The organism is Micromonospora sp. NPDC049301 (genome assembly GCF_040678715.1).
Taxonomy (GTDB): Bacteria; Actinomycetota; Actinomycetes; order Mycobacteriales; family Micromonosporaceae; genus Micromonospora.
Genome location: NZ_JBFAQO010000006.1, coordinates 577,369 through 598,727, shown reverse-complemented (window position 1 = coordinate 598,727; position 21,359 = coordinate 577,369). Strand labels below are relative to the sequence as shown.

General features: G+C 70.5%; 22 protein-coding genes. 6 read left to right on the top strand and 16 right to left on the bottom strand.

The window, feature by feature from the left end; genetic code table 11:
• Window positions 1–1,115 precede the first annotated feature (1,115 nt).
• Window positions 1,116–1,412 carry a DUF1540 domain-containing protein gene (locus tag AB0K07_RS21495; protein WP_363757153.1) on the top strand — a complete coding sequence of 99 codons (297 nt, stop codon included), beginning with the start codon at window positions 1,116–1,118 and terminating at the stop codon, window positions 1,410–1,412.
• Between the two features lie 58 nt (window positions 1,413–1,470).
• Here the strand turns inward: AB0K07_RS21495 and AB0K07_RS21490 are convergent, their stop codons facing one another.
• A complete protein-coding gene (locus AB0K07_RS21490; protein ID WP_363757152.1) occupies window positions 1,471–3,477 on the bottom strand; it encodes a protein meaA in 2,007 nt (668 codons plus the stop codon).
• Window positions 3,478–3,628: 151 nt separating this feature from the next.
• Between AB0K07_RS21490 and AB0K07_RS21485 the strand changes: the two genes are divergently transcribed.
• Together AB0K07_RS21485 and AB0K07_RS21480 are read left to right on the top strand one after the other, a co-directional pair.
• Complete coding sequence (locus AB0K07_RS21485) at window positions 3,629–4,480, top strand: ABC transporter ATP-binding protein (RefSeq protein WP_363757151.1); 852 nt, start codon at window positions 3,629–3,631, stop codon at window positions 4,478–4,480.
• Window positions 4,477–5,322, top strand: a complete 846-nt coding sequence (locus AB0K07_RS21480; protein ID WP_363757150.1) for an ABC transporter permease — start codon at window positions 4,477–4,479, stop codon at window positions 5,320–5,322. The genes AB0K07_RS21485 and AB0K07_RS21480 overlap by 4 nt, the downstream gene beginning before the upstream one ends.
• Window positions 5,323–5,373: 51 nt before the next feature.
• On the opposite strand, the gene AB0K07_RS21475 is transcribed toward AB0K07_RS21480, so the two are convergent.
• Both AB0K07_RS21475 and murA read right to left on the bottom strand, forming a co-directional pair.
• The gene (locus AB0K07_RS21475; RefSeq protein ID WP_363757149.1) at window positions 5,374–6,222 is read right to left on the bottom strand and encodes a 3-hydroxyacyl-CoA dehydrogenase family protein; all 849 of its coding nucleotides are present in this window, start codon (window positions 6,220–6,222) and stop codon (window positions 5,374–5,376) included.
• A 79-nt stretch (window positions 6,223–6,301) separates the two neighbouring features.
• The gene (murA, locus tag AB0K07_RS21470; protein ID WP_363757148.1) at window positions 6,302–7,735 is read right to left on the bottom strand and encodes a UDP-N-acetylglucosamine 1-carboxyvinyltransferase; all 1,434 of its coding nucleotides are present in this window, start codon (window positions 7,733–7,735) and stop codon (window positions 6,302–6,304) included.
• On the opposite strand from murA, the gene AB0K07_RS21465 reads away from it, so the two are divergent.
• On the top strand, window positions 7,734–8,306 hold the full coding sequence (locus tag AB0K07_RS21465; RefSeq protein ID WP_363757147.1) for a cob(I)yrinic acid a,c-diamide adenosyltransferase: 573 nt from the start codon (window positions 7,734–7,736) through the stop codon (window positions 8,304–8,306). The genes murA and AB0K07_RS21465 overlap by 2 nt on opposite strands.
• Window positions 8,282–8,698: a VOC family protein gene (locus AB0K07_RS21460; RefSeq protein WP_363757146.1), complete on the top strand. Its 417-nt coding sequence runs from the start codon at window positions 8,282–8,284 to the stop codon at window positions 8,696–8,698. The genes AB0K07_RS21465 and AB0K07_RS21460 overlap by 25 nt, the downstream gene beginning before the upstream one ends.
• Window positions 8,699–8,843: 145 nt before the next feature.
• Here the strand turns inward: AB0K07_RS21460 and AB0K07_RS21455 are convergent, their stop codons facing one another.
• The 13 genes from AB0K07_RS21455 to glyA form a co-directional block, all read right to left on the bottom strand.
• Complete coding sequence (locus AB0K07_RS21455) at window positions 8,844–9,299, bottom strand: DUF2550 domain-containing protein (protein WP_363757145.1); 456 nt, start codon at window positions 9,297–9,299, stop codon at window positions 8,844–8,846.
• Between the two features lie 12 nt (window positions 9,300–9,311).
• Window positions 9,312–9,593, bottom strand: a complete 282-nt coding sequence (locus tag AB0K07_RS21450; RefSeq protein ID WP_363757144.1) for a F0F1 ATP synthase subunit epsilon — start codon at window positions 9,591–9,593, stop codon at window positions 9,312–9,314.
• A gap of 89 nt (window positions 9,594–9,682) precedes the next feature.
• On the bottom strand, window positions 9,683–10,825 hold the full coding sequence (locus AB0K07_RS21445; RefSeq protein WP_363757143.1) for an LCP family protein: 1,143 nt from the start codon (window positions 10,823–10,825) through the stop codon (window positions 9,683–9,685).
• A 219-nt stretch (window positions 10,826–11,044) separates the two neighbouring features.
• On the bottom strand, window positions 11,045–12,481 hold the full coding sequence (atpD, locus tag AB0K07_RS21440; RefSeq protein WP_210909711.1) for a F0F1 ATP synthase subunit beta: 1,437 nt from the start codon (window positions 12,479–12,481) through the stop codon (window positions 11,045–11,047).
• Window positions 12,481–13,410: a F0F1 ATP synthase subunit gamma gene (locus AB0K07_RS21435; RefSeq protein ID WP_363757142.1), complete on the bottom strand. Its 930-nt coding sequence runs from the start codon at window positions 13,408–13,410 to the stop codon at window positions 12,481–12,483. Before AB0K07_RS21435 ends, atpD begins: the two co-directional genes overlap by 1 nt.
• A gap of 4 nt (window positions 13,411–13,414) precedes the next feature.
• Window positions 13,415–15,067, bottom strand: a complete 1,653-nt coding sequence (gene atpA, locus AB0K07_RS21430) for a F0F1 ATP synthase subunit alpha (RefSeq protein WP_363757141.1) — start codon at window positions 15,065–15,067, stop codon at window positions 13,415–13,417.
• A 117-nt stretch (window positions 15,068–15,184) separates the two neighbouring features.
• Window positions 15,185–16,006 (bottom strand): F0F1 ATP synthase subunit delta, encoded by an 822-nt coding sequence (locus tag AB0K07_RS21425; protein WP_363757140.1) that lies wholly within the window; start codon window positions 16,004–16,006, stop codon window positions 15,185–15,187.
• Window positions 16,006–16,545: a F0F1 ATP synthase subunit B gene (locus AB0K07_RS21420; RefSeq protein ID WP_328419842.1), complete on the bottom strand. Its 540-nt coding sequence runs from the start codon at window positions 16,543–16,545 to the stop codon at window positions 16,006–16,008. Before AB0K07_RS21420 ends, AB0K07_RS21425 begins: the two co-directional genes overlap by 1 nt.
• 28 nt (window positions 16,546–16,573) lie before the next feature.
• The gene (locus AB0K07_RS21415) at window positions 16,574–16,816 is read right to left on the bottom strand and encodes a F0F1 ATP synthase subunit C (RefSeq protein ID WP_130404096.1); all 243 of its coding nucleotides are present in this window, start codon (window positions 16,814–16,816) and stop codon (window positions 16,574–16,576) included.
• Window positions 16,817–16,882: 66 nt separating this feature from the next.
• Entirely contained in the window at window positions 16,883–17,680 is a 798-nt protein-coding gene (atpB, locus tag AB0K07_RS21410; protein ID WP_363757139.1) for a F0F1 ATP synthase subunit A, read from the bottom strand.
• An 11-nt stretch (window positions 17,681–17,691) separates the two neighbouring features.
• Complete coding sequence (locus AB0K07_RS21405) at window positions 17,692–17,928, bottom strand: AtpZ/AtpI family protein (RefSeq protein ID WP_030488045.1); 237 nt, start codon at window positions 17,926–17,928, stop codon at window positions 17,692–17,694.
• Window positions 17,929–18,120: 192 nt separating this feature from the next.
• Entirely contained in the window at window positions 18,121–18,546 is a 426-nt protein-coding gene (locus AB0K07_RS21400; protein WP_363757138.1) for a hypothetical protein, read from the bottom strand.
• Window positions 18,539–19,828, bottom strand: coding sequence for a serine hydroxymethyltransferase (gene glyA, locus AB0K07_RS21395; RefSeq protein ID WP_363757137.1), 1,290 nt, complete (start codon window positions 19,826–19,828; stop codon window positions 18,539–18,541). The genes AB0K07_RS21400 and glyA overlap by 8 nt, the downstream gene beginning before the upstream one ends.
• Before the next feature lie 35 nt (window positions 19,829–19,863).
• On the opposite strand from glyA, the gene AB0K07_RS21390 reads away from it, so the two are divergent.
• Window positions 19,864–21,348 (top strand): SDR family oxidoreductase, encoded by a 1,485-nt coding sequence (locus tag AB0K07_RS21390; RefSeq protein ID WP_363757136.1) that lies wholly within the window; start codon window positions 19,864–19,866, stop codon window positions 21,346–21,348.
• Window positions 21,349–21,359 lie beyond the last annotated feature (11 nt).

Below are 21,359 nucleotides of genomic sequence, written 5' to 3'. Positions count from 1 at the left end.
CGCCGGGTCCATCTGTAACGACCGCCGGGGCCGGGGGCATTCCGCGATCGGCCCGTCCATCGGCACTCTCGTGGAGGGTGCTGGTGCGGTCGTTCAGGGGGTGTGCAACGACCGCGGCCTGGCCGGCATTCCATCCCGGGCGGGCCCGGGGGTGGTGGGCCGTGGTCCTGCGATCGTCAGCGTATGTAACGACCCCCGGCCCGCCCCGATTCCACCCCACGAGTGCAGCCGGCCACACACCAGAGACCCCAATAGCGGACATCCGGTGCCAGAACACCGGGCCGACGGGCGTCAGACCGGCCGATCAAGGGTTGACCGACACGTATCCCCGACATCGGGGCATCCCCGACACTGGGACACCGGGACACCGCCGATACCGAGTCGATCACCGTGACCAAGCCGTCCGGGGGCGAGGTAGACGGTGAGCGCCATACCTCACAGGCATATTTATGACTCACAGGTATATCGCTAACGACAACAACCGCCCCCATCGGCGGATGAGCGACCACCGGGGGGATGCAGGCCTGCGCCCGCCGCAAGCAGACGGGCGCAATCCTGTCCCGGATCCGCAGCCCGCCGACCCCGCGCCAAGGACCGAGCCGGCCGACGCCAGAACAACTGGGCACCGAGCACTGCCACGGATCACGATGGGCGAAAGTCCCCAGTCCGCCGGACGGGCCACCGGCCCGTCGCGACGTGCCCGCCCCGGAGCTGGGCTTGCCGAATCGACCGCACGATCACGACGGACGCCAACCCCGACGGGGGTGGGGCCCGCCGTGCCCGGCGGAGGGATCAAGCCTGACCGCCCGGAGCCGGGCACGGCGGGCCCCACCCCACCCACAACGCACCGCACCCGACCGCACCGGACCGGACCGCACCGGACCGCACCCGACCGCACCGGACCGCACCGGACGCGGACCGCACCGGCCCCGGACCCCACCCAACCCCCGGCACCGGGCCCGCACCGGACCCGGACCCGCACTGCGCCCGGCACCGGCACGACGCACATACCCGCCACCAGGCGCAAACCAGACAGCCCGCCACCGTCGCGGCATAGCGAGGGTCAGGAAGCCGGCAAAAGCCTACGATCGGGCAAGAGCCTAGAGGAGGTCGGCATGACCGCAGCGATGGAAATGCCCCGGGTCCAGGAGTGCGTGGTCGTGGCGTGCGCGTACAACGACGGCGGCGACTGCCACGCCTTCGCGATCACGATCGGCAGCATGGATCACGCGCACTGCCACACCTTCGTCGAGTCGCCGGTGCGCGGCGGCGTGGAGAGCCTGATCGCTCAGGTGGGTGCCTGCCAGCGGTCCGACTGTCGGCACAACGAGCAGCTCGAGTGCCACGCGTCGTCCATCAAGGTCGGTCCGGACAACGACATGGCCGACTGCATGACCTACGACGGCCGGTGACCTGACAGACCCGGTGAGCTGCCGGACCCGGTGAGCTGCAACTGCCCGCAACCGCCGTTCAGGGCAGGTCGTTGGCGCGGCGGATGACCGTCACCAGGTCGTCGATGATGCCGGTGAGGGCGAAGTCCTTCGGGGTGAAGACCCGCGCCACCCCGGCCGCCCGGAGCGTGTCGGCGTCAGCGGCGGGGATGATGCCGCCCACGACCACCGGCAGGTCCGCCCGGCCGGCGGCGCGCAGCCCGTCGAGTACGGCCGGCACGGCGGCGAGGTGCGAGCCGGACAGCACGGAGAGCCCCACCAGGTCGACGTCCTCCTCGACGGCGGCGGCGACGATCTGCCCGGCGGTCAGCCGGATGCCCTGGTAGACGACCTCGAAGCCGGCGTCGCGGGCGCGTACCGCGATCTGCTCGGCGCCGTTGGAGTGCCCGTCCAGGCCGGGCTTGCCGACCAGCAGCCGCAGCCGGCCGCTGCCCAGCTCGCGGGCGGTGGCGGTGACCCGCTCGCGGACGGCCGCGAGGCCCGGGTCCCCACCGGTGCCGGCGCCGCCGGCCAGCCCGGTCGGTGCCCGGTACTCGCCGAAGACCTGGCGCAGCGCGCCGGCCCACTCGCCGGTCGTCACGCCGGCCCGCACGCACTCCAGGGTGGCCGGCATCAGGTTCGTGGTGGTCGCGGCGTCCGCGCGGAGTCGGGCCAGTGCCGCGTCGACGGCACTGCCGTCCCGGGCGGCCCGCCAGCGGCGTACGCCGTCCGCGGCGGCCGACTCGACGGCGGGATCGACCTGCTCGACCGCCTCGGCTCCGGCTGCGGTCAGCGGGGAGGGCTCGGTCTCGACGAACCGGTTGACCCCGACGACCACGTCGGCGCCGGACTCCATCCGGCGGCGGCGCTCGGCCAACGAGGCGACCAGCGCGCTCTTGAGGTAGCCGGTCTCCACGGCGGCCACCACGCCGCCCAGCTCGAGCACCTTGTCCAACTCGACGCGGGCACCGGTGACGATCTCGTCGACCAGCGCGGTCATCACGTGTGAGCCGGCGAAGAGGTCGGGGTATTCGAGCAGGTCCGACTCGTACGCCAGGACCTGCTGCATCCGCAGCGACCACTGCTGGTCCCACGGGCGGGGCAGGCCGAGCGCCTCGTTCCAGGCGGGCAGTTGGACCGCGCGGGCCCGGGCGTCTCGGGACATCGTCACGCCGAGCATCTCCAGCACGATGCGCTGGATGTTGTTCTCCGGCTGGGCCTCGGTGAGGCCGAGCGAGTTGACCTGTACGCCGTAGCGGAACCGGCGCTGCTTGGCCTCGGTGACCCCGTACCGGTCCCGGGTGATCTCGTCCCAGAGCACGCCGAACGCGCGCATCTTGGCGATCTCCTCGACGAAGCGGACCCCGGCGTTGACGAAGAACGAGATCCGCTGCACCACGTCGCCCATCCGCTCGGCGGGCACCTGGCCGGAGTCGCGGACCGCGTCGAGCACGGCGACGGCGGTGGCCAGCGCGAAGCCGACCTCCTGCACCGGCGTGGCACCGGCCTCCTGAAGGTGGTACGAGCAGATGTTGACCGGGTTCCACCGGGGCATCTCGCGCAGCGTGTACGCCACCACGTCGGCGGTGAGCCGCAGCGACGCGGCCGGCGGGAAGATGTACGTCCCCCGGGACAGGTACTCCTTGATGATGTCGTTCTGTGTGGTGCCGGCGCAGCGGGCCAGCTCGGCGTTCTGCTCCAGCCCCACGGTGCCGTAGAGGGCGAGCAGCCACATCGCCGGGGCGTTGATGGTCATCGAGGTGTTCATGTCGGCCAGCGGGAGGCCGTCGAAGAGCGCCCGCATGTCGCCGAGGTGGGCCACCGGCACGCCGACCCGGCCGACCTCACCGGCGGCCAGCTCGTGGTCGGGGTCGTACCCGGTCTGCGTGGGCAGGTCGAAGGCGACCGAGAGGCCGGTCTGCCCCTTCGCCAGGTTGCGGCGGAAGAGGGCGTTGGTCGCGGCGGCCGACGAGTGGCCGGCGTAGGTGCGCATCACCCACGGGCGGTCCCGCTCCGGCAGCCGTCCCGAAGATGCCTTCTCATCCATGGCCGGAGTCTAAGTTACCGTTCAGTAAAACGGGTTGTGGAAAACCACACAGGTCCATGTCGCGGACGTCCGGGTCCGAAGCACGCGCAGTGGTCCGGACCGCCACACCCCGGGCGTCGCGTCGTCGCAGCCAGGACGCACACTGGACGCCATGGATGACGAGCTGGCCATCTCCGTCCGGGGGCTGCGCAAGGCGTACGGCGACAACGTGGCCGTGGCGGGTGTGGACCTCGACGTCCACCGGGGTGAGGTGTTCGCCCTGCTCGGCCCGAACGGCGCCGGCAAGACCACCACCGTGGAGATCCTCGAGGGCTACCGACGCCGGGACGCCGGCGAGGTCAGCGTGCTCGGCGCTGACCCGGCCCACCCGGATGCCGGCTGGCGGTCCCGGGTCGGCATCGTGCTCCAGGGCACCGGCGAGTTCGACGAGCTGACCGTGGCCGAGGTGATCCGGCACTTCTCCGGTTTCTACCCGGACGCCGACGACCCGGCCAAGGTGATCGAGCGGGTGGGGTTGGCCGACAAGGCGAAGGCCCGCACGCACACGCTCTCCGGCGGGCAGAAGCGCCGCCTCGACGTGGCGCTGGGCATCATCGGCCGCCCCGAGCTGCTCTTCCTCGACGAGCCGACCACCGGCTTCGACCCGGAGGCCCGTCGCGAGTTCTGGGAGCTGATCCGCGACCTCGCGGCGGCCGGCACCACGATCGTGTTGACCACCCACTACCTGGACGAGGCGGAGGCCCTGGCCGACCGGGTCGGCGTGATCGCCGGCGGCCGGCTGGTCGAGGTGGCCGCGCCGAACCGGCTGGGCAACCGGCAGGAGGCGCTGGCGATGGTCTCCTGGCGTACCCCGGAAGGGGCGGTGGAGAGCGCGCAGAGCGCGACGCCGACGGCCCTGGTCGCCGAGTTGGCCGCGCGCCACGGCGGTGAGGTCCCCGGGCTCACGGTGACCCGGCCGACCCTGGAGGACGTCTACCTCACGATGATCGGACACGCGCGATGACGACCACGACGAAGCCGGCGACGCCGGTCGCCGCGACCCAGGGCCGCCGGCTGGGCGCGGGCGCGCTGGCCCTGCGGCAGGGCCGGCTGGAGATCACGCAGTTCCTGCGCAGCCGGGAGTCCGTGGTCTTCACGATGGGCTTCCCCATCATCATGATCCTGATCTTCGCGTCGATCTTCGGCGGCACGATCGGTGGCGGGGTCAAGTTCACCCAGTACTTCATCACCGGCATGATCGCGACCGGCCTCATGACGGTGAGCTTCCAGAACCTCGGCATCTGGATCCCGATCGAGCGGGACCGGGGTGTGCTCAAGCGCTACCGGGGCACGCCGATGCCGAAGTGGGTCTGGTTCGCCGGCAAGGTGATCATGGTGGTGGCGATCGGCATCGCCGAGACCGCGCTGCTGCTGGCGGTCGCGGTGGCGCTGTTCGACCTCGATCTGCCGGGCACCGCAGGCAGGTGGTTCACCTTCGGCTGGGTCTCCGTGCTCGGTGTCACCGCCTGCACCCTGTGCGGTATCGCCATCTCGTCGCTGGCCCGTACCGCCCGTAGTGGCTCCGCGGTGGTCACCCCGGTCGCGCTGGTGCTCCAGTTCATCTCCGGGGTGTTCTTCGTCTTCACCGAGCTGCCGAACTGGATGCAGCAGGTCGCCGCGCTGTTCCCGCTGAAGTGGATGTGCCAGGGGCTGCGGGCGGTCTTCCTGCCGGAGAGCTTCGGCGCCCAGGAGCCGGGTGGCTCGTTCGAGCTGGGCCGGGTCGCGCTGGTGCTGGCCCTGTGGTGCGTGATCGGCCTGGTGCTCTGCCTGACGACCTTCCGCTGGACCACCAAGCGCGACGGCTGACACGCGACGAGGGGGCGGGCGCTGTGCGCCCGCCCCCTCGTCGCGTCCGGCTCAGTACGTGTAGAAGCCCTTGCCGGTCTTGCGGCCCAGGTCGCCGGCGGTGACCATCCGCTGGAGCAGCTCCGGCGGGAAGAACTTCTCGTCCGCGGTGTCGGTGTAGATGTTCTTCGAGGCGTGCAGCAGCACGTCCACGCCGGTCAGGTCGGTGGTGGCCAGCGGACCCATGGCGTGCCCGAAGCCCAGCCGGCAGGCGGTGTCCAGGTCCTCCGCGGACACCACGCCGGACTCGACCAGCTTGACCGCCTCCACCACCAGGGCGGAGATCAGCCGGGTGGTGACGAAGCCGGCGATGTCCCGGTTGACCACCACCACCGTCTTGCCGATCTCCTCGGCGAAGGCCCGTACGGTGGCGAGCGTGGCGTCGCTGGTCTTGTAGCCGCGAACCAGCTCGCAGAGCTGCATCATCGGCACCGGGGAGAAGAAGTGGGTGCCGACGACCGCCTCGGGCCGCTCGGTGACCGCGGCGATCTGGGTGACCGGGATGGCCGACGTGTTGGTGGCGAGCACCGCGTCGGACTTGCAGATCTTGTCCAGGGCGCGGAATACCTCGTGCTTGATCTCCAGACGCTCGAAGACCGCCTCGACCACGATGTCCGCGTCCGCCGCCGCCTCGAGTTCGGTGGTCGGGGTGATCCGGGCGAGGGTCGCCTCGACCTCGGACGCCTCGATCTTGCCCTTCTCGGCGAACTTCTCCAGCGACTTCCGGATGCCGCCGAGCCCCCGGGTGGTGGCCGCGTCGTCCAGGTCGCGCAGCGTCACCTGCCAGCCCGCCTGCGCCGCCACCTGGGCGATGCCGGAGCCCATCAGCCCGGCCCCGACGACCGCGAGTCGACCCGCCATCTACTTCTCCCTCGCTGCGTTTGAGTGCCTGCCTGCACCCTAGTCGGCAGACCTGAACGACAGCTAAGGGAGTGGCCCCTCAGATCTCCAGCGATGGCTCCTCCGGCGCGGTGCCCCGCTCCACCGCCACCCCCAACGCGCGCAGGTCGGCCACGAAGTCCGGGTAGCCCCGGTCGACGTGGTGCACGTGGGAGACCTCGGTGACCCCGTCCGCGCAGAGCCCCGCGATGATCAGCCCGGCCCCGGCGCGGATGTCGGTGGCACGCACGGGCGCACCGGAGAGACTGTCCCGGCCCCGGACCACCGCGTGGTGCCCGTCGGTCTTGATGTCCGCGCCGAGGCGCATCATCTCGTTGGCGAACATGAACCGGCCGTCGAAGATGTTCTCGGTGATCAGGGAGGCGCCGTCACTGACCGCGGCCAGGCCGATCGCCATCGGCAGCAGGTCGGTGGCGAAGCCCGGGTACGGCAGCGTCACCACGTCGACCGCCCGGGGCCGGTCGTCCATCCGTACCCGGAAGCCGTCCCCCCGGGTCTCCACCAGGCCGCCGGCCGCCACCACCTTGTCCAGCGCGACCTCCAGGAGGGCCGGGTCGAGCCCGGTCACCGTCACGTCGCCACGGGTCATCGCCGCGCCGAACGCCCAGGTGCCGGCGACGATCCGGTCCCCCACCGTGGCGTGCCGCACCGGGCGCAGCCCGGGGACGCCGGCGATCCGCAGCGTGGACGTTCCGGCACCGGAGATCCGCGCGCCCATCTGGTTGAGCATGGTGCAGATGTCGACGATCTCCGGCTCCCGAGCGGCGTTGTCGATCGTCGTGGTGCCCTGGGCCAGCACCGCCGCCATCACCAGGTTCTCGGTCGCGCCCACACTGGGGAAGTCCAGCATGATGTCCGCGCCGCGCAGCCCGTGCGGCGCGGAGGCGATGACGAACCCATGCTCACCGGAGATGTCCGCGCCCATCCGGGTCAGCCCGGAGACGTGCATGTCCAGCCCGCGCGAGCCGATCGCGTCGCCGCCCGGGTGGGCCACCCGCACGTACCCCCGGCGGGCCAGCAGCGGGCCGAGCACGCAGATCGACGCGCGCAGCCGGCGGACCAGATGGTAGTCCGCGTCCGCGCCCGGCTGCTCGGGTACGTCGATGGTCACCGAGCGGGACCGCGCCACCCCGCCCCGCGCGACCATCGGATCGACCGGGTCGTCCGCGTCGAACCGCACGTCGCAGCCCAGCCGGCGCAGCACCTCGCCCATGATCGCGATGTCGGTGATCCGCGGGACGTTGGTGATCACGCTGCGGCCCGGAGCGAGCAGCGCGGCGGCCATCAACTTCAACGCCGAGTTCTTGGCACCCACCACGTGCACGGTGCCGGTCAGCCGGGCGTCACCGCTTACCCGGATGACGTCGACATCGTTGACACCCGGATCGCCCGCGCCCACCACCGCCGGCCAGCCGGCGGTGGTGTCCGGCCGTGCCGGGATCGTCAGGTCGGCTATCCGTAGGCTGTGCGTCATGGCCGTCCACCTCACCCGCATCTACACCAAGGCCGGCGACGCCGGCATGACCAGGCTGAGCAACAACGAGCAGGTGCCGAAGACCGACCCGCGGATCGCCGCGTACGCGGATGTCGACGAGTGCAACGCGGCGATCGGCGTCGCGCTCGCCCTGGGCCAGCTCGACGAGGAACTGCGGACCGTGCTGGGGTCGGTGCAGAACGACCTGTTCGACGTGGGCGCCGACCTGTCCACCCCGGTGGAGCCGGAGCCCAAGTACCCGCCGCTGCGGGTGACCGAGGAGTACGTCGAGCGCCTTGAGGGCTGGTGCGACGAGTACAACGCACACCTGAGCAAGCTCGACTCCTTCATCCTCCCCGGCGGCACCACGGGCGCGGCGCTGCTGCACGTGGCGCGGACCATCGCCCGGCGTGCCGAACGGGCGGCATGGGCGCTGGTCAGCCACGATCCGGAACGGACCAGCCCGCTCCCGGCAAAGTATCTCAACCGGCTCTCCGATCTGCTCTTTATCCTGTCAAGAACGGCAAATCCGGCGGGAGATGTGCTATGGGTGCCCGGCGGGCAGCGCTGAGCGTGGGCGCGCTGCACCACGTGGAGGTGTGGGTTCCCGATCTCGGGGCGGCCACGCGTAGCTGGGGCTGGCTCCTCGGAGAGTTGGGCTGGACGCTCCATCAGGACTGGCCGGCCGGCCGCTCCTGGCGCCTCGGCACCACCTACCTGGTGCTGGAGCAGTCACCGGCGCTCTCCGGGGCGGTCCACGACCGGCTCGCCCCGGGGCTGAACCACCTGGCGTTCCACGCCGGCCCGCCGGCCGCCGTGGACCGGCTGGTCGCGGCCGCACCAAACCACGGCTGGTCGCTGCTCTTCCCCGACCGCCACCCGCACGCCGGCGGCCCGGACACCTACGCCGCCTACCTCACCGACGATCAGGGATACGAGGTCGAGCTGGTCGCCGACCGGTAACGGCAGTTGACGAAAGCCGCGCCTGAACGACGCACAGCGCCCCGGGCAGGGTTTCCGGGGAGCCCGCCCGCGGAGGGATCAAGCCTGACCGCCCGGAGCGGGTGGGCTCCCCGGAAACCCCCAACGGCGACCAAAGGACGGCGGGTCAGGCAGCCGGCCAGTCCTGGGAGGCCATACGCGGCGAGACCGCCCCCGGAGGGGCGGCCTCGAGCCAGGAGAGGAAACCGGTCACTGTCGACCGCGCCATGGCGATCTCCACCGGTGCGTGGTGACTGGTACAGCGGAGGATCACCCAGTCGGCCGGCATGGAGAGACGTTCCTGGCCCTCGGGCAACCGGCGGCGCTCCACGGCGAGCCCTTTGCGGGAAAGCACCCGTTTGGGCCGCAGCGCGAAGCTGAACATCCGGTACCAGCGAAGCTCGTCACCGGCGAACCGGCCGAAGCCCGGCGACCAGCCTCGGCCGTCGAGCATGGTGGAGACCCGGACGCTGAGCCGGATGATGCCACCGCTGCGGGTGACCAGGGCTCGCCGGACGAAGAGGATGAGAAGCGCGCCGAGGATGACGGCTACGCCGATCCCGATTCCCTCGACGATCTCCATCCCCGGTGCGGCTCAGTGACTCTGCGCGGAGACCGGGGTCGCGCTCTCGGCCAGCACGGTTACGCCGTCGGCGCTCACCGAGAGGAAGCCACCGGCTACGTCGTAGGAGACCTGCTCACCGCCGGCCAGCTTGATGCGCACCTGGCCGGGCTCGGCCAGCTGCCCGAGCAGCGGCGCGTGCCCCGGCAGTACGCCGAGCTCACCCTCGGTCGTCCGGGCGACGACCATCTCGGCCTCACCGGACCAGACCTTCTCCTCGACGGCGACGAGCTCGACGTGAAGCTGCTGTGCCACGCTGTCTCCTTGCTGCGGCGACGGATTGCCGAAAGTCTAGTCCTGACGCCGACCCGCCCCCAACGCGGGTGGGGAGAGCTACGCCACGGCTACTTGGCCTTGTTCTGGAACTCCGGATGCTCCAGCAGGAACGGGTCCAGTTGTTCATTGTGCAGGGCGGTGAAGAAGTCCGACACGCCGGACTGGAACTTCTCCCCCTTGTACTTCGACCCCTCGAAGACCGGGCCGCCAGGCAGCTTAATCATCTGGATGGTGTTGGGCCGGATGTTCTTCAGGGCGATGCCGAAGTCGACCACGCTGTTGCCACGACCGCTGAAGATCAGCGACTGCCCGGCGGCACGGAGCACCTTGTCCAGCTTGAGCGGGTTGGCCACCACGTCGGCGCTGAACGCCTGGCCGACCATCGCCTTGACGAACTGCTGCTGGTGGCGCTGCCGGCCGTAGTCAGCGTCCGGGACACCGTTCTTCGGGTAGCGCTGCCGCACGTAGTCCAGCGCCTGCCACCCGCTCAGGTGGTGGTTGCCCTTCTTGTAGACCGCCTGCGGGCCGACGTAGCCCTCACCGCGCGTGTTGCCCGGCCGGGGCTTGCCGTCCGGCTGCTTGTGCTCGGACTTCACGTCCCGCTCGACGTACATGTCGACGCCGCCCATCGCGTCGACGATCTTCTGGAAGCCGGTGAAGTTGATGATCGCTCCGGCGTCGAACCTCTTGATCCCGGTCACCTTCTGCACCGTGGTGGCCAGCAACTCGAAGCCCCGCGCCGCGTCCGGGTTCTCGCCCGGCACCCGACTGCCGAACGACATGGCCGCGTTGAGCTTGTCGGTGGTGCCGTTGAAGTTGGACCTGGGGAACTCGGGGATGCTGACGTAGAGGTCGCGGGGCATCGAGAAGAGGTATGCCCGGTCCATCGAGGCCGGCACGTGCAGCACCATGACCGAGTCGGCCAGTGGCGCCGCCGTCGGCGTACGCGGGTCGATGCCGACCAGCAGGATGTTGAGCGGACCCTTGATGTCGCTCTTCTTCGTTTGGGCCCCGGCCGCCTGGTCGCCGAAGAGGTCGGCCTTGCCGACCGCGCCCTCGTAGCGGGCCAGCAGCACCTCAGTGCCGACCAGCATCGCCCCGCTGAGCACGGTCAGCACGGTGCCGAACACCGTGCAGATCCTGGCCCAGCGCGGCACGCCCCGCCAGATGGACGACTTGCGGCCACTTTTGCCGGCCTTACCCACGAGCATCTCCGTTCGTTACGCCCACGATGAGGAGACGGGCGCACGTAGCCGAAAGGTTGCAAGGATCAACGCTCGTTCACGTGAGCGCGGAACGACCGTATCTCGGGCGTGTGGAACCGACGAGCCACGAGTAACGGACCGCGAAGACGATAGGGCGCGAAGATGAACAAAAGACTGCCCCGGCATGGCCGGGGCAGTCTTTTTGTTTCGGATCTGACGGGGCTGTCAGCCCTTCATCAGCTCCTCAGCCTTGCGCTCCAGGTCCTCGAGACCGCCGCACATGAAGAACGCCTGCTCGGGGAAGTGGTCGTACTCGCCCTCACTGATCTTGCGGAACGCCTCGATGGTCTCCTTGATCGGGACCGTCGAGCCCGGAACGCCGGTGAACTGCTCCGCGGCGTAGGTGTTCTGCGAGAGGAAGCGCTCGATCCGCCGGGCCCGCGCCACGGTGATCTTGTCTTCCTCGGAGAGCTCCTCGATGCCGAGGATGGCGATGATGTCCTGCAGGTCGCGGTAGCGCTGCAGGATCCGCTTCACCTCGGTGGCGACCTGGAAGTGCTCGGTGCCGACGAACTCCGGGGCGAGGATCCGGGACGAGGACGCCAGCGGGTCCACGGCCGGGTAGATGCCCTTGTCGGAGATCGACCGCTCCAGGTTGGTGGTCGCGTCCAGGTGGGCGAACGTGGTGGCCGGGGCGGGGTCGGTGTAGTCGTCCGCCGGCACGTAGATCGCCTGCATGGAGGTGATGGCCTGGCCCCGGACGGAGGTGATCCGCTCCTGGAGCTCGCCCATCTCGTCGGCCAGGGTCGGCTGGTAGCCCACCGCGCTCGGCATACGGCCGAGCAGGGTGGAGACCTCGGAACCGGCCTGGGTGAAGCGGAAGATGTTGTCGATGAAGAGCAGCACCTCCTGCTTCTTGACGTCGCGGAAGTACTCGGCCATGGTCAGCGCGGAGAGCGCCACCCGCAGCCGGGTGCCCGGCGGCTCGTCCATCTGGCCGTAGACCAGCGCGGTCTTGTCGATGACGCCGGACTCGGTCATCTCGGCGATGAGGTCGTTGCCCTCACGGGTGCGCTCACCCACGCCGGCGAAGACCGAGGTACCACCGAAGTTGCGGGCCACACGGGTGATCATCTCCTGGATGAGCACCGTCTTGCCCACGCCCGCGCCGCCGAACAGGCCGATCTTGCCGCCCTTGACGTACGGGGCGAGCAGGTCGATGACCTTGATGCCGGTCTCCAGCATCTCGGTCTTCGGCTCCAGGTCCGCGAAGGCCGGGGCCTTGCGGTGGATACCCCAGTGGTCGTCCGGGGTCAGGGTCTCGCCCTCTTTGAGGTTGAGCACCTCGCCGATCGCGTTGAACACGTGGCCCTTGACCGCATCGCCCACCGGCACGGTGATCGGCTCGCCGCGGTCACGCACCTCCGCGCCGCGGACCAGGCCGTCCGTCGGCTGCATCGAGATGGCGCGGACCAGGTTGTCACCCAGGTGCTGGGCGACCTCCAGGGTCAGCGTCTTCTCACCGCCGGACAGGTTCACATCGACGTTCAGGGCGTTGAACAGGGCCGGCATGGCGTCGCGCGGGAACTCGGCGTCGACGACCGGGCCGATGACCCGGACCACGCGACCCGTGGCCGTCTTGGTCTCTACTGGTGCAGTCATCACACTTCACTTCCCGCCGCGGCCAGCGCGTTGGCGCCGCCGACGATCTCGCTGATCTCCTGGGTGATCCCGGCCTGGCGAGCCGAGTTCATCTCACGCGTGTACTTCTCGATCATGTCTTCGGCGTTGTCGGTGGCGCTCTTCATCGCCCGCCGCCGTGCCGCCGACTCACTCGCCGCCGACTCGATCAACGCCGCGTAGATCCGCGTGTTGATGTACCTCGGCAGGAGCGCGTCGAGCAGCGCCTCCGCCTCCGGCTCGAACTCGTACGCCGGCAGCAGCCCCTCGGAGCGCGGCCGGTCCTCGACCTGCATCGGCCCGATGATCTTGGCGACCGGCGTCTGCGTCATCAGCGAGTGGAACTCGGTGTAGACGATGTGCAACTCGTCGACGCCGAGCACCCCGTCCGCCCCGGCGCCGCCGTCGGCGTCGTCCGCGCCGGCCGTGAACGCCTTGATCAGCGTCTCACCCACCGTGCGGGCGTCCTCGAACGACGGCTGCTCGCTGAACCCCGTCCAGTTCGCCTCGATCGGCCGGTCGCGGAACCGGTAGAACCCGACGCCCTTACGCCCGATGACGTAGAGCACCGGCTCCTTGCCGTCCGCCCGGAGCCGTGCGAGCAGCGACTCCGCCGTCTTGATCGCGTTGGAGCTGTAGCCGCCGGCCAGGCCACGGTCGCTGGTGACCAACAGGACGCCCGCCCGCCGCACCCGCTCGCGCGGGGTGAGCAGCGGGTGGTCGATCCGCGCGTTGGACGCCAGCGCCGTGAGCACACCGGTGATGGCCTGGGCGTACGGCAGGGACGCCTGCACCCGGGCCTGGGCCTTGGCGATCCGGCTCGTCGCCACGAGCTCCATCGCCTTGGTGATCTTCTTCATCGACTTCGCCGAGCGGATTCGTTGACGAAGAACGCGTACCTGGGCCGCCATGGGATCAGCTCTCGACCGGGCGGTCGGTCGCGCCGTCGCGGAAGCGGGTCACCGTCTCGCGGTTCTCGTCGCCCTCCAGCGGCGCGGCCGGCGCGTCGTTGACCCGACGCTCGTCCGCCTTGCCGAGGAAGACCTGCTTGAACTCGCTGATCGCGTTGTCCAGGGAGCCGATGATGTCGTCGTTCCACTGGTTGTCGGCGATCCCGGCCAGCACACCCGCGTGCTTGTGCCGCAGGTACTGGAGGAACTCCGACTCGAAGCGCCGGACCTCACCCACCGGGATGTCGTCCAGCTTGCCCTCGGTGCCGGCCCAGACCGAGACGACCTGCTCCTGCACCGGGAACGGCGAGTAGTTCGGCTGCTTGAGCAGCTCGACCAGGCGCGAACCGCGGTCCAGCTGGGCCCGGGAGGCCTTGTCCAGGTCGGAGGCGAAGGCGGCGAACGCCTCCAGCTCGCGGTACTGGGCCAGGTTGAGCCGCAGCGAACCGGCGACCTTCTTCATCGGCTTCACCTGCGCGGCGCCACCGACCCGGGAGACCGAGGTGCCGACGTTGATCGCCGGACGGACGCCCTGGTTGAACAGGTCGGTCTCCAGGAAGATCTGGCCGTCGGTGATCGAGATGACGTTGGTCGGGATGAAGGCCGAGATGTCGTTGGCCTTCGTCTCGATGATCGGCAGACCGGTCATCGAGCCGCCACCCAGCTCGTCGGAGAGCTTCGCGCAACGCTCCAGCAGGCGGGAGTGCAGGTAGAAGACGTCACCCGGGTACGCCTCACGGCCCGGCGGGCGGCGCAGCAGCAGCGACACGGCCCGGTACGCCTCGGCCTGCTTGCTCAGGTCGTCGAAGACGATCAGGACGTGCTTGCCGCCGTACATCCAGTGCTGCCCGATGGAGGAGCCGGTGTAGGGGGCGATGTACTTGAAGCCCGCCGGGTCCGACGCCGGGGAGGCCACGATGGTGGTGTACTCCATCGCGCCCGCCTCCTCCAGCTGGCCCTTGATGGAGGCGATCGTGGAGGCCTTCTGGCCGATGGCGACGTAGATGCAGCGGACCTGCTTCTTCGGGTCGCCGGTGCGCCAGTTGTCCCGCTGGTTGAGGATGGCGTCCAGGGCGACCGTGGTCTTGCCGGTCTTCCGGTCACCGATGATCAGCTGCCGCTGGCCCCGGCCGACCGGCGTCATGGCGTCGATCGCCTTGATGCCGGTCTGCAGCGGCTCGAACACCGACTGCCGGGCCATCACGTTAGGAGCCTGCAGCTCCAGCTCGCGGTAGCCCTCGTCGGCGATGTCGCCGAGGCCGTCGATCGGCTGGCCGAGCGCGTTGACCACGCGGCCGAGGAAGGCGTCGCCGACCGGCACGGAAAGCACCCGGTCGGTGCGCTTGACGCGCTGCCCCTCCTCCAACTTGGCGGCGTCACCGAGAACGACGACACCGATCTCCCGGACGTCGAGGTTCAGCGCCACGCCGAGCGTGCCGTCCTCGAACTCCAGCAGCTCGTTGGTCTTGGTCGAGGGCAGGCCCTCGACGTGGGCGATGCCGTCACCGGTGTCGGCGACGGTGCCGACCTCCTCGCGGGAGACGTCGGTCGAGTAGGAGGAGACGTAGCGCTCCAGGGCGCCACGGATCTCCTCCGTCGAGATGGTCAGCTCGGCCATCCTCTGCTTCCTTAAAATTCAGGGGCCCGGGATACCTAGTACCGACCGGTCCGAATGGCGTCTGTCATTCCGGGCGCTGCGCGGCGGAGCCGCCCCAGCGCTGGGCGGCGGAGCCGGTCAGCGCTTCGCGAGCGCGTTGCGGGTCTCGTTGAGGCGGCGCAGGATGGTGCCGTCGTACAGGTCGGAGCCGACCCGCACGCTCACGCCACCCAGGACGTGGGGGTCGACCGTCTGCTTGACGGAGACCTCTCGACCGTATATCGCGGTGAGGCTCGCGCCCAGCCGTCGCTCATCCTCGTCACTCAACGGGGCTGCCACGGTGACGTACGCCACCTGGCGGTCCCGCCGTTCCGCGGCGAGCTCCACCAGCCGGGTGAGCGCCCCGGTGAAGGAGCGTCCCCCGAACCCGCCGAGCGCCACCTCGACGAGGCGGACGGTGACCGGGCGGGCCTTGTCGGCGAGCAGCTCACGGGCCAGGGTGGCCCGCTGCTCGACCGGCGCGACCGGGTCGGCCAGCGTGTTGCTCAGCGCCGACTGACCCGACACGACCTGGCCGAAGCGGAACAGCTCGTCCTCGACCTCGCCCAGCTCGCCGGCCTTGTCGGCGCTGGCGAGCAGCGCCTCCACGCCCAGCCGCTCGGCGCCGTCGAGCAACTCCGACGGTGCCGACCAACGGCCGGAGACCAGCACCACGAGCAGATCGAGCGCGTCGGCGCCGATCCGGCCACCCAGCATGTCGCCGAGCAGAGCGCCGCGGTCCTCGCCGGAGCGTGCCGGCTCGGACAGCGCACGGCGCAGCCGCGGCTCGCGCCGCAGCAGGGCCGCGACGGAGAGGATGGCATCGGCGGTGGAGGTCACCGCCGACGGCTCCGCGCCGCGGACGTACGCGTCGAGGCGCTCGGCCGCGATCTTGTACGACTCCCGGCTGGCGGCCTGCATCAGCGGGCCCCCGTGCTCTCGAGACCGCTCAGGAACCGGTCGACGGTGCCCTTGCGCCGTGCCTCGTCGGCCAGCGACTCACCGACGATCTTGCTGGCCAGGTCCACCGCGATGGTGCCGACCTCGGTGCGCAGCTCGCGCACGATGGTGGCCCGCTCGGCGGCGAGCTGGTCCTTGCCGGCCGCGATGATCCGGTCGGACTCTTCCCGCGCCTTGGCGAGGACGTCCTGCCGGATCCCCTCGGCGTCGGCCCGGGCGTCGTCGCGGATCTTCGCGGCGTCGGTGCGGGCCTCGGCGAGCTGGGCACGGTACTGCTCGAGCAGCTGGTTCGCCTCGGCCTGGGCGGCCTCGGCGCGCTTGATGCCGCCCTCGATCGCGTCGACCCGAGCCTGGAACGTCTGCTCCATGCGGGGGAAGACGAACTTCATCAGCACGAAGCAGAGCACGGCGAAGGCGACCGTACCGACCACGATCTCCTGCCAGAGCGGGATGATCGGGTTGTGGGTCGACTCACCACCCTCAGCGGCGAGGAAATACATGGTTACCTCCCGGTCGAAAAGGGCGGGATCAGGCAGCAGAGCCGGCCCAGATGAAGCCGAAGGCGATGCCGAGCAGCGCCAGCGCCTCGATGACGGCGAAGCCGATCCAGACGTACGGCAGGGTCATCCGGGACGACTCCGGCTGACGGGCGGTCGACTGGATGTAGGCAGCGAAGACCAGGCCGACGCCGATGCCGGGGCCGATGGCGGCGAGGCCGTAGCCGATGGCAGCGGTGCTACCGGTGACCTCGGCGAGAACGCTAGCGTCCATTGGTGTGGTTCCTCCTGGTTATCACGCGTGACTCTCACGCGGGACGACAACGGTTGGTGCGGTGGATCAGTGCTCTTCGGCGAGCGCGCCCTGCACGTAGCTGGCGGTGAGGACGGTGAAGACGTAGGCCTGCAGGCAGATCACCAGGAACTCCAGGAAGGTGAGCGCGATGGTCATCACCCAGGAGAGCACCGAGACCGGAGCCAGCCAGGCGTTGGCGCTCAGCATGGCGAAGCCGCCGAGCGTGAAGACCAGCAGGAGCATGTGGCCGGCGAACATGTTCGCGAACAGACGAACGGCGAGCGAGAACGGCCGGACGATGAAGGTCGAGAAGAGCTCGATCGGGATCAGCAGCGGCAGGATGTACCACGGTGCCGGCGGGATCAGCGAGTTCTTGAAGTACTTCACGAAGCCGTGGTGCCGAATGCCGATGTAGTTGAACAGCACGTAGCTGATGATCGCGAGGATCGCCGGGAAGGCGATGTGCGAGTTCGGCGAGATCTGGAAGAACGGGATGATCGCGAACGCGTTCGTCAGCAGCACGAAGCAGAACAGCGTGGTGAAGTACGGCGCGAACCGCACGCCCGCGTGCCCGATCATGTCGACCGCGATGTTGTTCCGCACGAAGCCGTAGATCGACTCGGCGAACCACTGCTTCTTGGTCGGCACCAGCTGCGGGTTCCGGTAGCTCGCCAGGAAGAAGATGATCAGAACGCCGACCGCGATCCAGACCATCGCCGTGATCTTGGTGAACCAGTACGAGTCGTGCGCACCCCAGGGCAGGATGCTGGGCAGGTAGAAGTCCTCCACAGTGGGTGGGAATGCCGCCTGGCCCGCTGCCAGAACGTTCGCCTGTCCGAACACCGCGTCCCTTCCTAAGTAGGCGTGCCGAGCCGGCGGACGACCAGGATGATGCCCCCGGCCATGCCGAGCACGACGCCGATCCCGGTGGCGACGCCGCCGGTGTCGAGCCACTGGTCGACCAGCCAGCCGATGAAACCCCACACGAGCATGCCTCCGATGAGGTAGCTGAGCGCGGTCCAACCCTGACCGGCGCCGGACGGAATGTCGTCCGGTTCGCCGGCGGGACGGGGGGTTTGGTCACCAGCCATGACGGGGCGAACGATATCAGCCGGGAAGACGAGGCTGTGCCTCACCCCCCGCACAACCGTCGTTGTGTGGGCATCTCGGGGGCCGCGTCGTCTGTGGGCACGCTACTCCCCTTCCGCCCGTGAAAGAATGACCGATGGCCGACAGGTTGCCACGCGTCCGAGGGATGGGACGGCGACCGGTCGATCGCCTGGTCAGCCCCGCGGCCGGCGTGCGTGCACGGTGGTCAGCCACCAGATGTGCACCGCGGTCCACACTGCCACCCCGGCGACGATGCCGAGGCAGAGCGGCACCAATCCGGGCCAGCCGGTCGACGCCACCGCCACCATCACCACACCCAGCAGGGTGAACTTCAGCGCGTACAGGCCCAGCCCGAGGGGCAGCAGCAGCTGTGGGTTGATCTGGTCGGCCCAGGCCAGCACCACCGTGGTGAGGGTGTAGCTGAGCACCGTCACGCCGACCCCGGCCGCCGCGCCGAGCGCGGCCGTCATGCCACCGGTCGCGCCACCCACGACCGCCGCGACCGCGGCCAGCGCCACCGAGGCCACCAGGAGCACCGGCAGGTGTCGCAGCCGCCAACGTCGGTCGGTGCCGGCGTCGGCGATCGTCGGCTCAGCCATGGGGGTACGCCGGGAACGCCGCGACCAGCTCGGCCACTTCGGCACCGATGCGGGTGAGCTCGTCGGCGCCACCCGGGGCACCGGGATCGGTGCGCACCGCCCGCGCGATCAGCCCGGCCACCTGCCGCAGCTCCCCCTCCCGCATGCCCTGGGTGGTGACACTGGGCGTGCCCACCCGGATGCCCGAGGCCACCATGGGCGGCTGCGAGTCGTACGGGATGGCGTTCTTGTTCAGGGTGATCGAGGCGGCGTCGCAGCGGGCCTCGGCCTCCGCGCCGGTCACCCCCAGCTCGCGAAGGTCGATCAGGGCGAGGTGGGTGTCGGTGCCGCCGGAGACCGGGCGCATCCCCTCGGCGGCCAGCCCGGCGGCGAGCGCCTGCGCGTTGCTGACCACCTGGCTGGCGTACGCCTGGAACTCGGGCTGGGCGGCCTCGCGCAGCGCGACCGCCTTGGCCGCGACCGCGTGCATCAGCGGGCCGCCCTGGGTGAACGGGAAGACCGCCTTGTCGATCCGCTGGGCCAGCGACTCGCGGCAGAGGATCATGCCGCCGCGCGGGCCGCGCAGCACCTTGTGGGTGGTGGCGCAGACGACGTCGGCGTACGGCACCGGGGACGGGATCGCCCGGCCGGCGACCAGGCCGATGAAGTGCGCGGCGTCCACCATCAGGTACGCGCCGACCTCGTCGGCGATCTCCCGGAAGCGGGCGAAGTCGATCAGTCGGGGGTACGCGGTGGCCCCGCAAATGATCATCTTTGGTCGGTGCGCGCGGGCCAGGTCCCGCACCTCGTCGTAGTCGATCAGCTCGGTGTCCGGACGGACGGTGTACCCGACCGTGGCGAACCACTTCCCCGAGAAGTTGACCCGGCTGCCGTGGGTGAGGTGCCCGCCGTGCGGCAGATCCATCGCCAGCACCGTGTCCCCCGGCTGCACCAGGGCGGCGTACGCGGCCAGGTTGGCGCTCGCGCCCGAGTGTGGCTGGAGGTTGGCGTGCTCGGCGGCGAAGAGCTCCTTCGCCCGCGCGATGCCGATCTCCTCAGCCCGGTCCACCTCGGCGCAGCCGCCGTAGTAGCGCCGGCCCGGGTAGCCCTCGGCGTACTTGTTGGTCAGCGTCGAGCCGAGCGCCGCCAGCACCGCCGGCGAGGTCAGGTTCTCGCTCGCGATGAGCTGAAGGCCCCCGCGCAGCCGGTCCAGCTCGCCGAGGACCACCCCGGCGATCTCCGGGTCGGTGGCCCTGAGCTGGGCGAAATCCGGCCCCCAGAAGGTACTCGTCTCGGTGTCCACAGCGAACGAGTCTAGGGGGCCGCACACTGGAAGCCGTGAGATGCCTCGTCACCGGAGCCACCGGGTACATCGGCGGGCGGCTGGTGCCGCTGCTGCTCAGCGAGGGGCACGCCGTGCGCTGCCTGGCCCGCAAGGCCGGGCGGCTGCGCGACGTGCCCTGGGCGTCGGCGGCCGACATCGTCGAGGGGGACCTGAGCCGGCCGGAGACGCTGCCCGCCGCGTTCACCGGCGTGGACGTCGCCTACTTCCTGGTGCACTCGCTGGGCCGGCCCGACTTCGAGGCGGCCGACCGGGCGGCGGCGACCAACTTCGCGGCGGCGGCCCGGGCGGCCGGCGTACGCCGGATCGTCTACCTCGGGGGCCCGGAGCCGGTGGCCGACGAGGAGGTCCCCTCCCCGCACCTGCGGTCCCGGGCCGAGGTGGGCCGGATCCTGCTGGGCAGCGGCGTGCCCACGGCGGTGCTCCGGGCCGCGGTGATCATCGGCTCGGGCTCGGCGTCGTTCGAGATGCTGCGTTACCTGACCGAGCGACTGCCCGTCATGGTCACCCCGCGCTGGGTCCGCAACCGGATCCAACCGATCGCGGTCCGCGACGTGCTGCGCTACCTGGCCGGCTGCACCGCGCTGCCGCCGGAGGTCAACCGCGGCTTCGACATCGGCGGGCCGGACGTGCTCAGCTTCCGCGACATGATGCAGCGCTACGCCCGGGTGGCCGACCTGCGCCGGCGGATCATCGTGCCGGTCCGCCCGCTCACCCCGTCGCTCTCCTCGCACTGGGTCGGCCTGATCACCCCGGTGCCGAACGCCATCGCCCGCCCACTGGTGGAGAGCCTGGTGCACGAGGCGATCGCACACGAGCACGACATCGCCCGGTACGTGCCGGACCCCCCGGGCGGGTTGACCGGCTTCGACCAGGCGGTGGCGCTGGCCCTGGCCAAGGTGCGCGACGCCCAGGTGGAGACCCGCTGGTCGACAGCGAGCGGCCCGGACGCCCCGGCCGAGCCGCTGCCCAGCGACCCGAAGTGGTCCGGCGGCACGGCCTACACCGACCTCCGGGAACGGACGGTGGACGCGCCGCCGGCGGCGCTCTGGCGGGTCATCGAGGGTGTCGGCGGCGAGCACGGCTGGTACTCGTTCCCGCTCGCCTGGTCGATCCGTGGCTGGCTGGACCGGCTCATCGGTGGGGTCGGGTTGCGTCGGGGCCGGCGCGACCCGCACCGCCTCCAGGTCGGCGAGGCACTGGACTTCTGGCGGGTGGAGGAGATCGTCCCGGGCGAGCTGCTGCGACTGCGCGCCGAGATGCGGCTGCCCGGCCGGGCCTGGCTGGAGATGCGGGCACTGCCGGCCGACGGCGGACGTAGCCGCTACCTGCAACGCGCGGTCTTCCTGCCGCGTGGGCTGGCCGGGCACGCCTACTGGGGGTCGGTGGCCCCGTTCCACGCGGTGGTCTTCGGCGGGATGGCCCGCAACATCGCCCGGGGCGCCGAGCAGACCGCCGACCGTCCCGCGCACACCGGCTGACCCCGGCCGGG